This window comes from Bradyrhizobium barranii subsp. barranii (assembly GCF_017565645.3).
Taxonomy (GTDB): domain Bacteria; phylum Pseudomonadota; class Alphaproteobacteria; order Rhizobiales; family Xanthobacteraceae; genus Bradyrhizobium; species Bradyrhizobium barranii.
In genome coordinates, this window is sequence record NZ_CP086136.1 from 9,060,643 (window position 1) to 9,073,990 (window position 13,348).

Consider the following 13,348-nt stretch of genomic DNA (forward strand, 5'->3'; position numbering starts at 1 on the left):
CTCCTTGCTTCAGTGGAAGTAGTCGCGTCCGCGGATATTGCCGTGGCGCAGGGGCTGGTGCTCGAAAGATTCGTCGAAGAACGTGCGATCGAGGCCGTTCTGGAGGATCGATCTAATCGAGGCGACGGAGCGCGCCTTGATGAGGATGCCCCTCCGGCAGGCTGCGTCGAGGCGTTCGGCGCCGTAGCTTTTGACGAGCGCCAGAATGCCAAGGCAGGTTCGAAAGCCTTGTTCTGGATGGGGCCGGGCGTCGATCACGGCCTGGAAAAACGCTGCTGTCGAAGGACCGATCCGCTCGCCGGCGGCGATCACCGCGGCGGGGGTCCATTTGCCGTAGCGGCGATGGGCGCTCGGCATGTGGTCGGCGATGGTGGTGTGTCCGCGTCGGTTGGGCGCGCGGGCATGGCTGGCGATCCGCTGGCCCTTGTGGAAGATCTCGACCGTCCGATCGTCGATACGGGCATCGACCAGCTCGCCAATCAGACGATACGGCGCGGAGTACCAATGGCCGTCGACCTCGACATGATAATCGGGAGCGAGGCGGCAGCGCTTCCAGCGTGCGAAGGCATAAGGCTGATCTGGCAGCGGGGTTAGCTTGGGTTTGTCGAGTTCGGCAAACAGTTCGGCGCGGCTTGAGCCGAAGCCACGCATTTGACGAGCATTGAGTTCGTCGACGAGTGTCTTGATGGCGGCGTTGAGCTCGGCCCGGGAAAAGAAGCGCTGATTGCGCAGCCGGGCCAGAATCCAGCGCTGGGCGATTTGCACCGCGACCTCGACCTTCGCCTTGTCTTTTGGGCGCCGCGGCCGTGCGGCGAGAATGGCCGTGCCGTAATGGCTCGCCATCTCGGCATAAGTGCGATTGAGGCCGGGATCGTAGCGGTCGGGGTTGCTGACGGCGGCTTTGAGGTTGTCGCAGACCACGAACGTCGGCGTTCCGCTCAAAAACGTGAACAAGTTGACGTGGGCCCGGATCCAGTCGGCCAAGCTCTCGCTGGGGCAGGCCTCGGCGTAGGTGTAGTTCGAAGCGCCCATCGCCGCGACGAACAGCTTCATCGGCTGCACTTCCCCGGTCAGCGGATCGACGATGTCGATGGTGTCGCCGGCGAAATCCACGAACACCTTCTCGCCGCCCAGATGAATCTGCCGCATCGAAGGTCGGACCCGCCCCTTCCAGGCCTCGTAGGTAGTGCAGAACCACGTGTACCCGAAACCGTCGGGATTAACGGCGCGATACTCCTCCCAGAGCAGGCGACGGGTTACGTTGCGCCGGCGGAGCTCTTTATCGATGTAGCTCCAGTCGGGCACCGGCCGCTGCGGGCTCTGAGACGCTGGTCGTGGGGCCGGGAAAAGCAAAAGCTCCAGGTCTTCATCGGTCATTCCCTCCGGAAGCGGCCAGCTCAACCCAGCAGAGCGGGCGCGGCTCAGGTAGCTGTGCACAACGCCGTTGCTGACGCCCACGCTCCGCGCGATGGCCCGCTCTGGCAGGCCTTGAAAATGTTTTAACCGAAGGACTTCCTTGATCCGGCGCATCGACAATCTCTGGGTAGGCATTGGACTTCCTCGTTAACCACGAGGTCATCCCTAAGCCGGTTGAGTTGTCGGCCGAAGCGCTGCAAGGCTCCGAAAGCCTTGCTCACGATCCCGCGAAATCGTTGCTCACGATCGTCTGAAATCTCTGCTCACGATCCCCTGAAATCCGCGCTCACGATCCCGCGAAACGCGCAGCCATTTGTAACCGCGAGCGGAAGCGCGCTGGCGGATGCGATCGGAGAACGCCTTTGCCATGGTCGGTGTTGTAAATCTCCGGCGTGCCGTACGTCGCCGCGCCTCGTCCAGAGCCGCCACGCAGAATGAGACGTCCATCGTATTCGACAGCCGCCACGCCAGAACCGCACGGCTCGCTCAGTCGATGATGGCGACGAGATAGAGAAAGCCGCGGCCGATGGGCAGATACGTGATGTCGGCCGCCCACACCTGGTTCGGCCGGTCGATCGTTCATGTTGCGCAGCAGATCGGGACAGAGATCTTGTGGCCCGGCGCCGGCTTTGTCGTGTTCGGCTTCGGTCCCAGCGCGGCGATGCCCATCTTGCGCATCAACTGTTGCACGCGCTTGCGATTGACCGCAAGCCCCTCAGCCTCAGCATCGCGGTCATTCGCCGCGAGCCCAGGAATGGCCAGGCGGTGATCAGCTCGTCGATCCGCTGCATCAGGGCAAGGTCGTTGAATTGGCCGGCTGTAGCGGCCGGTAGACGCTAGAACGGGCGATGCCGAGCAACATGCATTGCCGACGGATCGACAGCGCCTGGTCGACGCGCTCGAGCATTCCTCGACGGTCCGGCGTGCTCATCTTCCGGACCTCCGCGCTAAAAACTCGCGCTCGACCGTCAGTTTGTCCGATCTTGGCGTGCAGCTTCTCGATCTCGCGTTCGCGCGTTTCCTTCGCTCTCGCGCCCGACACCCACGTCAAAAGCCGGGCCGCCTGGTCCAGCAGCTGCTTCTTCCAAGCATAGATCTGGTTCGGTGAACCTCATAGCGCTGGGCCAGATCGGCAGCCGTCGCCTGCTCCCGCACCGCTTCCAGTGCGATCTTTGCCTTCAACACCGCGTCGATCTTCCGTCGCGTCTTCTTCGTCATCATGCCCTCCGTCGATCAAACGGAGCGGCCCTTTTCCAACCTGGCCTCTCGTCCCAAAACCGGTGTCCATTTCAGGGCACCATTCGCCGGGTCACGCGCAACGTCAAACGCCGGCGGGATGCCGGTATGACCTTGCGATGGGTCGCGGCCGGCATGATCGAGGCCAACAAGGGTTTCCGATGATTGAAGGCGCATAAGAAATCGTCGGTTCTGCGTGCGGCCCTTCAAGCTCACCACGATCGCATGACGATCAAGCCCGTTGCCCACGTCACGAGCGCGGCGCTCAACAGCGATCGGGACATCTCCCGCTACCTTCGCTCACGAAAGGCCGCGCAGCGGGCATTGATCGTTCTCACCCAACTCGGCGAGGTGCGGAATGGCCCGTTTCAAGAACAGTGCCGAAAGTTCGGTGGTGATGCGAAAATCCAAAATTGCGTATTTCGCTCGCTATTTCTTTGAGCTTGTGAAAAACGGGCGCACTGCAAGGTAGGAGCAGCGGCACAGCTTTCGTCCGTTAGAATTGCTGGTCGTCCCACGACATGTTTCTCTCCTCGGGGGATTGCGAACGAAGATCGAGGGCGACTAGGCGAAGAGTCCACTTCTCGACGTCGCCCCCGCAACAAACCACCCAGCCCCCGACGGGCTGCCCACGCAGCGTGAGCATTGTGCGAATCGATTTTCGTCCGGTGCGATCAGCTCCACATGTTTGCTAGGGAGCTGTCGCATTGCCTGGCCGAAAATGTTCCTGAACTGAGTTGTTGCCTCACGTAATTTTCTCTCCACCGCTGGTAGCGCCAGATCCGTCACCTTTGATTGTTCTCGCAGCGGCTCCAAGGCTATCTTTGCCTTCAGCGCTGCTTCGATTTTCCGTCTCGTTCTTCTTCATGGTCTCCGTTTATCAAAACAAAACGGCATCCGCACCATCTGAGCCGCCGGTCCAAAATCCGAGGCCACTTCACCTCACCGACCGTGGGTACTCACCTCGATGTCAGGGTCCAATTATTGAAGTTGAAGTTCATCCCACCTGGAGAGGAGGTGATCTCAACGCCGTATTGGACGTTGCCGACGTTTATCTCCCCAAAGTACCCTTTAGACTTGATCCACTGCAGGACACTCTTGATATCCACCGTCCCACTGTTGGTCTTCGAAGTGCGCAGGAATGAGATGACCTTATGGTGATTTTCTCCTTGAAACACGTTCCAAGTCGCTCCGCCTACATCGACATTTGTGTAGATCGGTATCGCCGCCCCGGAAGAAGCGTACTTGTAAGAAATGGGCTTGACGTTGCCGCCACCATCGGGATTGCCGGTGTAATTCGTCCAGAGCATTATCTCATACTGATTTGAGCTATCCCAGATATCGTAGGCGACGTCCCAGGCGCCGCTAGTCGGAACTTCCTGATTGAAGTTCGAGATCAGAGTGTTGATCGAACTGAGCGGTTTGCCGACATTGAAACCCTCGTGGGGATAGCTCTTGATGCCACCAGTATCAGGCTGGTTCGACCACACCCCCCACTGGTTGACAGCACTCACCGAGATAGTCTGGGGTCCTGCGCCCCTGCCCCATACGTCGTTGTTCCAACTGTAGCCATCGATTGAAAAGCTCCCGTATTGAGCGCTCGAACTCCATATCGGAGCTTTTGCCGATATTGGCACAAGCGCAACACTGGCCGCACTCAGGGCCGCAAACACCTTTAGCTTTGACACGCTCGCCATTCTCAATCTCCAACCTGACCTTTGCCCGCTCGCCCCTCGCAAGAGTTGGGCCATTATGCGCAGAGCCAGACGTGCTATTTTTCTCGCGCTCCGGGTTGCGTTCCCGACAGGCTGGCGGATTTCAGACAGGGTCCCGCCGCAGGATTGGTTGGAATTGAAAGCGGCGTAGTCTCTGAGGTGATCAACCTCGAATCATCCGCCGTTTGGAGCGCCGGATCGGAGACCATGCCATGACCAGCAATGTCACAAAGATGCATTTCCCCGCCGTGTGAAAGAGAGACGGCTCCGCAGCTTTTCGAAATTGGTTCGATCCGGTTGAAACGGCGGTGCGGAAACCAACGCGGGAACTCATTAGAGGAATTGCTCCGCAGCGAGCTCGATGCGGCCCTTGCGCGGCCGCGCTACGGACGCGGCATGAAGGCCGGCCATGAGGGAACGCCCCGTTACGGGCATCGACACGGCAGCCAGCCGCGGTCGCTGACCGGTAGCTTCGGGTCGATTAAAATCGCGGTCCCGCGTGCGCGGCTTGACACCCGCGATGGGGGACGACCGAATGGAAGAGCCAATTGCTGCGGGCTTGCAAGGATCGCCTCAGCCCTGCCGAAGTAGACATCGACAGGAGTGAGGTTGTCGATGCTCTCATGATAGCGGACGTGATTGCAGTGTTCGACGAACCGGGACGAAGCGCATGGTATTGCGCGCGACAGCTTCGCTGATCGCCTCTGCGTCGGCAGCATCAGTCTTCCCGCGCTTGACGAATGGCTTCACATATTGAGGTAGCAGCAGTTTGACGTCATGACCCAAAGCCGCGATCTCGCGCGCCCAAAACCGACATGGCTGAAGTGGAACAGTTCTGCGCGTTCGTCGAACTCGAGCTTTCCCAGCACAGCCGTGACCGCCTGCCCGCTATTGCGCGCCTCGGTCGTGGTGGTGACGTCCCCCGACGTGACCCGCATGCGCCGCTATCCGTGCCTCAGAAGCCGATTGCGATCGTCCCGAATGTTCGTAGACCTATACTTAGCATGTAGGTCTCATTCAAGACGGGGGGCACGCCGCCTACCGTATAATTGTAGGATTTCAGATAGTTCAATCCCAGCACCAAGCAATCGTCGACATAGCCGGCACCGACCACATACTGGTTGATCTCGTTGGCCTCGAGGTCCCAGCGCGCCGAGCCCGTGACCACCCAGTTGGTCGCGACCTTCAGCGAGCCGGTGGTGAGGATGCCTTCGCGGCGGGTCAGATAGCCGAGCTCCGGCTGTGCCGCGTAGTTGCCGTACATCACGCTGATCGACCAGCGATCGAAGTTGGCGCGGCCTTCGGCCTCGAAACGCTGGACGTTCCAGGTCTGCTCGTCCATGCGGGAGCGGACGCTGAAGGTGTAGGTGCGGTTGGGCGAGTAGTCGATACTCGCCACGTAGTCGGAGCGGGGCTTGTCGAGACCGGAATCGAGGCCCGTGTTGATGGAGTCCCGGACCGCGTAGGAGTTCATGCCGAACAGCTGGTAGGACTGGCCGAACAGCACCTTGGCCGCGCCGCCCTTGTCGAACTGCGTGGTCGCCTGCACGCCGACATTGGCGCGGCCGCCGCCCTCGACGCGGTCGTAACCGGAGAACTTGTCGACGCTGAACAGGTTCGACGTTTCGAATACAAAACTCTGCGCATCCTCGTTGGGAAACTTGCCGGCATAAGTCTCGTTCGGGCGGATGATGATCTGCGCGATCGGCTCGACGGTGGTCGAGCCCCAGGGCTGAACGTTGATGAAGGGGTAGCGGTATTCGAGGCCGACCGTCGGCATCAGGCGGAATGCCTGGGTGTCGCCGACCGGTAGGTAGTTCGACACGCCCGGCTGGTTCGAGACCGAGGAGTTGATTGCATCGGCGCGCAGGCCGGCGAACGGCGTCCAGATCTGGCCGAGCGGGTCGGTGAAGGATTTGCGCCACTGCGCTTCCGCCGACAGGCGGGTATAGGTGCCGGGGAAGCCGCGCAGCAGGCACTGCGATGGCGTGCGCGCGAGCGGATCGGCCGACGCCGTCGTGCACAGGCTGTTGGTGTTGGCGAGCGTGGTGATCGGATCGAACACGGCGCTGTCACGCGACAGGTTGACGGAGTTGGTCTTGTAGCTGAACTCGCCGCCGAACACCGGATAGTTGAGCACGTTCGAGTAGTCGATCACGGGGTAGACGATCGGGACCTTGTCCTGGTTGCCCGAGAAGCTCCGCCAGTACATCGTGCGTGCGTCGAAGAAGCTGCGATTGCCGGCGCCGGTCAGATAGAGCTGCGAGACCGCGTCGGTCGGCAGGTTCAGGAACGAACCGAGCGGGTCACGGTACTGCGACAGGCGGTAGTCCGAGAAGAAATAGTAGTCGGACATCACGACGCCGTCCCAACCCCAGACCCATTTGTCGTTCAGCGCGAACTGACCCTTGGTCTCGACGGCGCCGCGCCACTGGCGGTCGCCGGGCTGCCCGGCGAAGGCGCCGCGATCGAGCTGGTCGATGCCGTAAGCACGGATCTGGTAGGCGCCGCCCATCAGGCGCTGGCGGAACTCCGCCTGTAACAGCACGCCCTGCCTGGAGGTGATGCGCGGGTTGAAGGTCACGTCCATATCGGGCGCGATCGCCCAGTAGAACGGGACCTCAAGCCGTAGCCGTAGCCCGTGTTCGAGGTGAACGACGTCCGGGTATAAACCCCTTGCTGAGCAGATCGACAATCTCGATGTCCTAAGAACAAATGGCCGTCGGCATCACGTCTGATAAGTCCGACCGCTGAGGGCGGAGACGCCAAGCCAACGCGACCTTATCTTGAAGCCTAGTTTCATGTTGCCTCAGAGTAAGCTGACGACCACGGCGCTCGTGGCGACACGCGAGAAGGCAACCTTCAGCACCCCCCCTGTAAAAGCGATCCGAGATATTCGTCCGCGAGCCAAGCAAGGGACGTGTCGATGAAAATCGCAGCTGCTCTGCGTCTTCTACGAATGTTTGTAGCGTCGGAAGTCAGACATTGTTTCAGAGCTGACAATCGACTCTGTTAAAGTTCTGACAACACGCTGCGCAAGAAGGGGTGGCATCCCGGTCCATAGTCCATATATTGTCATCAGAACTTTAGCGATGATCAGAGCTACAGCTGTGATGCAACGGGCAGCGTGACCGTTTCCGTATATGGTAAGAACGACCGGAGCGCAGGGGACTGCGCTCCCATTTTCATGGGGCATCTTTTTCCAAGGCACCACGTCAGGAGTGTATTGTCGCTCTGTCAGTGGCGAGAACACTTCCGCTGGTTCTGGCGACAGCGACGTTCGTCGCCGGTGCGCTCGTATCCATAACCGACGCTACATTGAACGCGCGCCGAACCAGACGGCTGCAGACCGCAGCATTTCTCACCTGAGCGTAGGCACGGATCGCACAGCTGTCCCTGTGCTGCGTTCTATGGTGGCAAAGAAAGAAGGAGCAGACTGCAATCAATCCTACGACGAATACGGGACGCGACATTTCCCCTCCTCATTTAAGGACAGCGGCAGTCCATCTACCATCTGTGAAATCAATCGTCCGCTCGACCGCGAGCCCCCCCGGCTCCCTTGTGCGGAGAGCTCGCTCTATTTTTCGACATCGGGTATTCGACAATACCTGACACTACCGGAGCGCCGTCGCTTCCGTCGCGCGGCACAAGGGCTCGATCCTGCACGCCGACTTTCCTATACGGTGCTATTGCAAAGTGGCGGCCGTGTCTCAGAGGTTCTGGCGCTCACAGCTGCTGCTGTTGAACTGAAAAGCGGAAGCGTAGCGCTTCTGACCCTCAAGCGTCGAAAGAGTGACGTGGTACGACAAATTTCCCTACCGCTGAAACCCGGCCGAGGCGCGAATGGAGTTTCCGGAGTTGGCTGAGGTGTGGGCCACGATCTTTCCTGCCGTAGAGAAGGCGACGGAGGAAGCGGAGCGAAAGTTGCGCGATTTCGTCGCTCAAGTCGGGTAGTAGAAATTTGCGGCGCTCACGCGCCGCCGAATTTTCAGACCGGGATGCCGAGCTTCTTCGCCTTGTCGCCCAGATTGTCCTGAATTCCCGCGCCCGGGACATGCATCACGCCAATCGGCAGCTCGTTGAGCATCGATTTCCGTTGTCAGGGTTGCAACGGCGTCAGTCGATGCCTCCGCGTCAGCCCTTCCAGCGATCTCTCCAGGTCGTCCCGACGCATCAGGACGGCGGCGTCCGTATCATTTACGGTTCGGTCGAGCTCTTGAGTTCGTGTTCGTAGCGCTCTGGACACAGCCGGGTCGGTGGCAATCAGCGGGAACACCTGACCCTGCGACCGGGCGATATCCTGACAGGCCATATTGAAGGCCCCTTCGGCTGATGCGCGGCGATTCTTCGCGGCCTCCATTCCCGCGGCAGCTTCCTCGCAGCGAGCGCTCGCCGACTGGAACGCGCCAGCAGCAGCGGATTTCGCCTCCCACGCCTTGGCGAGGGTCTCGTGGGCCGTTCGACGACCTTCGTTAATCCGGGTCCGGTGACTCGCGGTCGCCCCACCGTCAAGAAGTTCAGCTCAGGCGAACGCTTCTCTACCAGTCGACGTTGTTTGGGTTGGGCCGCGCTCTGCGTCGATTTGCGACCGTGAATGCTCAAACGAGATGGCCGCGACCGCGCCGTCCGGCTCCGTTGCAGCGTCATTTCGAGCTCACCAGCCCGCTCACGCAGTGCACCGTACTTTTGCGCAACCGCTGAAAGTCTGTCGGCGCAGCCCACCGGGGCGGCGTCAATATGCCGTTTGGTTGTAGTTCCCGTTTCCCTTAAGCTTGCGCATAGTCGAGGAAATGCTGGAGGCGCGTGGCACCGTTGACCTATGAAGCCGTGCGCCAGTGGGGACCGAAATTCGGCAAGGCGTTCTCCGATCGGTCCGCGAGCGCGCTCCCGCTCGCGGTGACAAATGGCATCTGGACGAGATCGTTATCTCGATCGCGGGCGAACAACATTAGCTCTGGCGCGCTGTCGACCAGAATGGCTTCGTTCTCGACGTCTTGATCCAGCGCGGAAGAGACTCGCGCGCTGCGCAGCGGCTCAGGAAGAAGCTCTTGAAATCCGCCGGCACGCCGCCGCGCGTGATGATCACGGACAAGCTTCGTTCGTACGGCGCTGCGAGGGCAAAGACGGGCCTTTGGGGCGAACATCGCCAGCACAAAGTTCTCAACAATCGGGCCGAGAATTCTCATCAGCCGACGCGACGACGCGAGCGGATCATGATGCGTTTCAACTCCTCCAGGCCCACCGATTTCTGTCAGTTCACGATCAGGTCTCGAACCTTTTCCACATCCCCTATCCCGGAGCCCTGACTGCCGACTTCCGTCGTGCTTGGCACGAGCGAGCCTTTGCGACTTGGCGCGAGATCTCCATGACAAGCGCTATCGCCGAATCTCGAACCTTTGAGAAGCGCCTCCTTCAGCTCAGCGGTCGGTTAAGTTGACGATGCCGTCGCTCGACATTCGGTATGGCACAGGGATTGCAGTGATGAAAACAAAAGCGCTCCGGAAGCTGAGCACGGCGAGCCGGTGCCGGGCTATGGATCTATTCTGAGTCGTTACGGAACATGACCATCAGCGGGCAGAACCCAGGTGCAGCCGGTCGATATCAGGAATCTGTTGATCGGCCACGTCTTCTTTATGTCGTGCCACGTAACTCTGACAGGTAGACAGAAAATTTGGAACCCACATTATGCCGGCGGAGTCGGATATCAAATGTGCGAATGCAAACATTCGAACAAGCACCGTCTGGACAATTGTGCTCGGCTTTGCCGCCGATCCATTGATGCGGTGGAGTTGGCCTGACGCAAGGCAATATCTTCGGAGCATGCCTCGGTTCGTTAACGCCTCTGGTGGACCAGCATTCGAGCATGGCACAGCATACGTCACGGAAGGGATCCGCGCCGCAGCCCTGTGGCTGCCGCCTGGCGTGCAGCAAGACGAGTCCGCGTTAGACGAAATAATGGCGCTGTCCCTGAACCCGGCGATCACCGAAGATATGGCGCTCCTGCGGCAGGAAATGGCCGAACATCATCCGTCCGAGCCGCATTGGTACCTGCCTCTCATCGCGGCCGATCCGAACTGGGTCGGACAAGGACTTGGCACATTGTTGATGAAATACGCTCTTCAACGATGCGATGAGCAGGGCATTACCGCCCATCTGGAAAGCTCGAATCCCGATCACATCCCCTTTTATCAAAGCCACGGCTTCGAGGTCATTGGCAAAATACAACATGGTTCTTCGCCGCCGCTCACGCCAATGTTGCGAGCAGCCAAATAAAGCGAAATTCAAAGCCTGTGTTCGCATTGGCTCACGAGGGCCACCTTTCAGCACTGCTTACGTGTTGTCTGCGGCGGCGCTGATTATTTCGCCAGCAAGTATTGGGGCGACTCGGGCTCGCGGCGATGCTCCATGATGTCGGGAAGCTACCATTCCGCTGACGCTGTTCGACAAGCCGGGCCGTCTAAATGAGGAAGACAGCAGACTGATCGAGACACATCTGGTCGACGGCTTCGGAAGACTCTGGATGGCGTTAAGTTAACGAATTGGAGCCGCCGAGGGGGTGGTGACGACCAGCACGCCGACCGCCCGGACCCCTCTTTATCGCCGCCATCGCTTCCCACCGGAAGTAATCAGCTATGCCGCTTGGTTGTATTTCCGGCTTCCTCTCAAGCTTGCGCATGGTCGAGGACGTGCTGAAGTGCTTGCGGCGCGTGGCATTGGCGTGACCTATGAAATCGTGCGCCAGTAGGACGAAAACTTCGGCAATGCGTTCTCCGATGGATCCGCTCGCGCGCTCCCGCTCGTTCAAACGACTGAGAGCATGCACTTGACCGACCGCGACAATCGCGATGATCAAAGCCGGTTGTTGACGCGTCGATTTCGCTCGCCCGAGGACGAGTACGAAGCAAAGGCGGCGCGCGGTCACGACAGAATTCCGGCGGAGCATTCCGCAGCCCGGTAGAAGGCCCGGGCATCCCGTCTTACAAGGAATCGGCAATGAGGCTGCGCGCCGACCATTTCATGCTGCCGCACACCGTGCGATCTTCACGGCGGTAGATGCGTGCTGCCTCAACGGGCCGCGCCTCAGCCTCCTCGCTCGAGCGCCAATCGGCAATCGTCAGCTCAAAGATGATGTCGATTGCAGGATCCATCTTGAGGCAGCGCCACAGAGCAACGAAGAATATCCCCGCGGGACTGTTGGGAAGTCTTATTGTTCTAGGCCGCGCTCTGCGAGCAGCCGGTGCATGACCTCGCCTTTGATCTCGCCTGCGATTTGGTTTCGGACTTGGGCTCCGAGCACCCGCTCGGCATCGACGTCGCCCACCAGACCATGTTCGGCCAGTCGCTGATCCAGACGGCTTTGGAACTCTTCGCCCATGGCTTCGACGAGCCGGTCTTGCATCGCTGCATGTTCGTCTGGAGCGATGCGCCTCAGCACCGTCTCCCAGGGTTGCCAGCGGCTTGCCATGAAGTCGGTGAACTGGCTTGCTTCCCGCTCCCGGACCAGGTCGAGCGCCTCCGTCGCATCATCCTCGCTTACGTGAGAGACCGCCAGGAAGCGCATGTCAGGGGCGACGTGACTGAGCTCCAGCGGCTCGCGCAGCCGATGTTGATAGGCCAGGTAGACTTCGATGTCGTCTACGTTCGGGTTGCCGCTGGCGAGCGAGTTGATCCTGTCGCGCGCGATCTCGTCCAACGCCTCCAAGCGGAAGGCGACACGGCCGCGCTGGATCAGATCGCCAAGCCGATCGTCATATACCCCGTCCTCGACGTCAGCGTTGAGGCGCGCGGTCTGCATACCATTCCAGTGCAAGGTGACACGATCCTCGCAGCTCGCGTTGGCCTCGGACGCCTGCGCAAAGAACTGCTCGCGCAATGTCGGATTGGCGGCCGCCTGCTGCAGATCATCAGCCACTGCCTGCCGAAACTCGTCATTGCCGTAGTTCACGGTCTCTCGTAGCCTCTCCAGGAACTGCGCGTAGTCCTGGGCGCCTGGCTCATCCGCAAAGTGCTGCCATTTGGCCAGCGTCGCCGGGTCGTCTGCGAGCCATTGCGCGGCAGCCTCATATAGAGATTGCTGCGCAAGCTGCGGTGGCGCTTCAGCCGTCGCCAGATTAGCGAGGACGTCGTCCGGCAGCGGGTTATCCCCGAACTCGAGGTTCTCCAAATGCGGGTAGCTGAGACTAAGATTCGGTACACGCCCCTCAAGAAGATCCTCAGGCAGGCTGGTCAGCCGGTTACCGCTGAGATTGAGCGATTGGAGGGTGCTCGGAAGGGGGGCGGGGAGGTCGGCCAATTGATTGCTGCTGACATCGAGTTCAATGAGCCCCGATGGGAGGTAGTCGGGGAGGTCGGTCAGCTGATTGCCACTAACCGCGAGCGAGGTGAGCCTGCTCGGGAGAGCGTCCGGCAGGCTAGTTAGTCGGTTGTCGCTTGCGTTCAGGATCTCGAGCCCAGCCGGAAGGTTGGCCGGCAGACTGGTCAAGCTGTTATCGGCCACCTCCAGCCGAGAGAGGGTCGCCGGAAGAGCGTCCGGCAAACTGATCAACCGGTTATGGCTAATGAGAAGATGCTGAAGACCGGGTGGGAAGCTAGCGGGCAGGCTGCTTAGCTCGTTGTGCCTGGCGCGCAGTTCCAGCAATCTTGGCGGCAGGGCGGCGGGCAAAGCGGTCAGGGAGAGGGAGGACAAATCCAGCGAGTGCGAGCCAGTGTTGTCCGCCCCCCTAATTCGTGCGCGTCCCTGTCGCCGATTCTCGGCTTCGCCCTGCCCCTCTTCGGCCGCCCAGTTGTCCAGCAACTGCGCGCGCGCGGAGGCCGGGGTCCGATATCCTGTCATGGCTTCGAGCAAATCCGCCACGGCTCGGCTGAAGCCGCTGAGGTAACTTTCCTGCTCCCCCTCTTCAGAAGCGGCCGAGGAAGAACCTGCACTCCACTGAGCCTGTCCTGTGTTCATCAATATCTCCATCGCCAAAACAAGAATACCC

11 protein-coding genes and 6 pseudogenes are annotated in these 13,348 nt (G+C 60.2%); 6 read left to right on the plus strand and 11 right to left on the minus strand.

Annotation, left to right across the window (positions count from 1 at the left end; genetic code table 11):
* Positions 1–9 precede the first annotated feature (9 nt).
* The 3 genes from istA to J4G43_RS44095 all read right to left on the minus strand — a co-directional run bounded on the left by istA (position 10) and on the right by J4G43_RS44095 (position 2,634).
* Complete coding sequence (gene istA, locus J4G43_RS44085; protein WP_060907903.1) at positions 10–1,551, minus strand: IS21-like element ISFK1 family transposase; 1,542 nt, start codon at positions 1,549–1,551, stop codon at positions 10–12.
* 655 nt (positions 1,552–2,206) lie between these two features.
* Complete coding sequence (locus J4G43_RS44090; RefSeq protein ID WP_154694111.1) at positions 2,207–2,347, minus strand: hypothetical protein; 141 nt, start codon at positions 2,345–2,347, stop codon at positions 2,207–2,209.
* 116 nt (positions 2,348–2,463) lie between these two features.
* Complete coding sequence (locus tag J4G43_RS44095) at positions 2,464–2,634, minus strand: hypothetical protein (RefSeq protein ID WP_162130978.1); 171 nt, start codon at positions 2,632–2,634, stop codon at positions 2,464–2,466.
* A 75-nt stretch (positions 2,635–2,709) separates the two neighbouring features.
* On the opposite strand from J4G43_RS44095, the pseudogene J4G43_RS44100 reads away from it, so the two are divergent.
* Positions 2,710–2,916: pseudogene (locus J4G43_RS44100) on the plus strand (IS256 family transposase); the annotation flags it as partial.
* Between the two features lie 481 nt (positions 2,917–3,397).
* Here the strand turns inward: J4G43_RS44100 and J4G43_RS55510 are convergent.
* Positions 3,398–3,520, minus strand: coding sequence for a hypothetical protein (locus J4G43_RS55510; protein WP_256461375.1), 123 nt, complete (start codon positions 3,518–3,520; stop codon positions 3,398–3,400).
* 91 nt (positions 3,521–3,611) lie between these two features.
* Complete coding sequence (locus J4G43_RS44105; RefSeq protein WP_014497847.1) at positions 3,612–4,349, minus strand: glycoside hydrolase family 12 protein; 738 nt, start codon at positions 4,347–4,349, stop codon at positions 3,612–3,614.
* 293 nt (positions 4,350–4,642) lie between these two features.
* On the opposite strand from J4G43_RS44105, the pseudogene J4G43_RS44110 reads away from it, so the two are divergent.
* Positions 4,643–4,972: pseudogene (locus tag J4G43_RS44110) on the plus strand (IS256 family transposase); the annotation flags it as partial.
* Positions 4,973–5,006: 34 nt separating this feature from the next.
* Here J4G43_RS44110 and J4G43_RS44115 read toward each other — a convergent pair.
* From J4G43_RS44115 to J4G43_RS44130, 4 genes and pseudogenes are all read right to left on the minus strand, one after another.
* Positions 5,007–5,174 (minus strand): annotated as a pseudogene (locus tag J4G43_RS44115) (IS110 family transposase); the annotation flags it as partial.
* Positions 5,114–5,305, minus strand: a complete 192-nt coding sequence (locus tag J4G43_RS44120; protein ID WP_014497849.1) for a hypothetical protein — start codon at positions 5,303–5,305, stop codon at positions 5,114–5,116. The pseudogene J4G43_RS44115 and the gene J4G43_RS44120, both read right to left, overlap by 61 nt.
* Before the next feature lie 17 nt (positions 5,306–5,322).
* Positions 5,323–7,022, minus strand: a pseudogene (locus tag J4G43_RS44125) (LPS-assembly protein LptD); the annotation flags it as partial.
* Between the two features lie 1,444 nt (positions 7,023–8,466).
* A complete protein-coding gene (locus tag J4G43_RS44130) occupies positions 8,467–8,727 on the minus strand; it encodes a hypothetical protein (RefSeq protein ID WP_011084713.1) in 261 nt (86 codons plus the stop codon).
* 247 nt (positions 8,728–8,974) lie between these two features.
* On the opposite strand from J4G43_RS44130, the pseudogene J4G43_RS44135 reads away from it, so the two are divergent.
* The 4 genes and pseudogenes from J4G43_RS44135 (at position 8,975) to J4G43_RS55515 (ending at position 11,325) form a co-directional block, all read left to right on the plus strand.
* A pseudogene (locus J4G43_RS44135) lies at positions 8,975–9,799 on the plus strand (IS6 family transposase).
* A 253-nt stretch (positions 9,800–10,052) separates the two neighbouring features.
* The gene (locus J4G43_RS44140; RefSeq protein ID WP_208088621.1) at positions 10,053–10,640 is read left to right on the plus strand and encodes a GNAT family N-acetyltransferase; all 588 of its coding nucleotides are present in this window, start codon (positions 10,053–10,055) and stop codon (positions 10,638–10,640) included.
* A gap of 286 nt (positions 10,641–10,926) precedes the next feature.
* Positions 10,927–11,174, plus strand: a pseudogene (locus tag J4G43_RS44145) (IS6 family transposase); the annotation flags it as partial.
* A 16-nt stretch (positions 11,175–11,190) separates the two neighbouring features.
* Positions 11,191–11,325 (plus strand): hypothetical protein, encoded by a 135-nt coding sequence (locus tag J4G43_RS55515; RefSeq protein WP_256461376.1) that lies wholly within the window; start codon positions 11,191–11,193, stop codon positions 11,323–11,325.
* A 19-nt stretch (positions 11,326–11,344) separates the two neighbouring features.
* Here the strand turns inward: J4G43_RS55515 and J4G43_RS44150 are convergent, their stop codons facing one another.
* Positions 11,345–11,515, minus strand: coding sequence for a hypothetical protein (locus J4G43_RS44150; protein ID WP_018648285.1), 171 nt, complete (start codon positions 11,513–11,515; stop codon positions 11,345–11,347).
* Positions 11,516–11,571: 56 nt separating this feature from the next.
* Complete coding sequence (gene nopM, locus J4G43_RS44155; RefSeq protein WP_026312873.1) at positions 11,572–13,317, minus strand: T3SS effector NEL-type E3 ubiquitin ligase NopM; 1,746 nt, start codon at positions 13,315–13,317, stop codon at positions 11,572–11,574.
* Between the last annotated feature and the right edge of the window lie 31 nt (positions 13,318–13,348).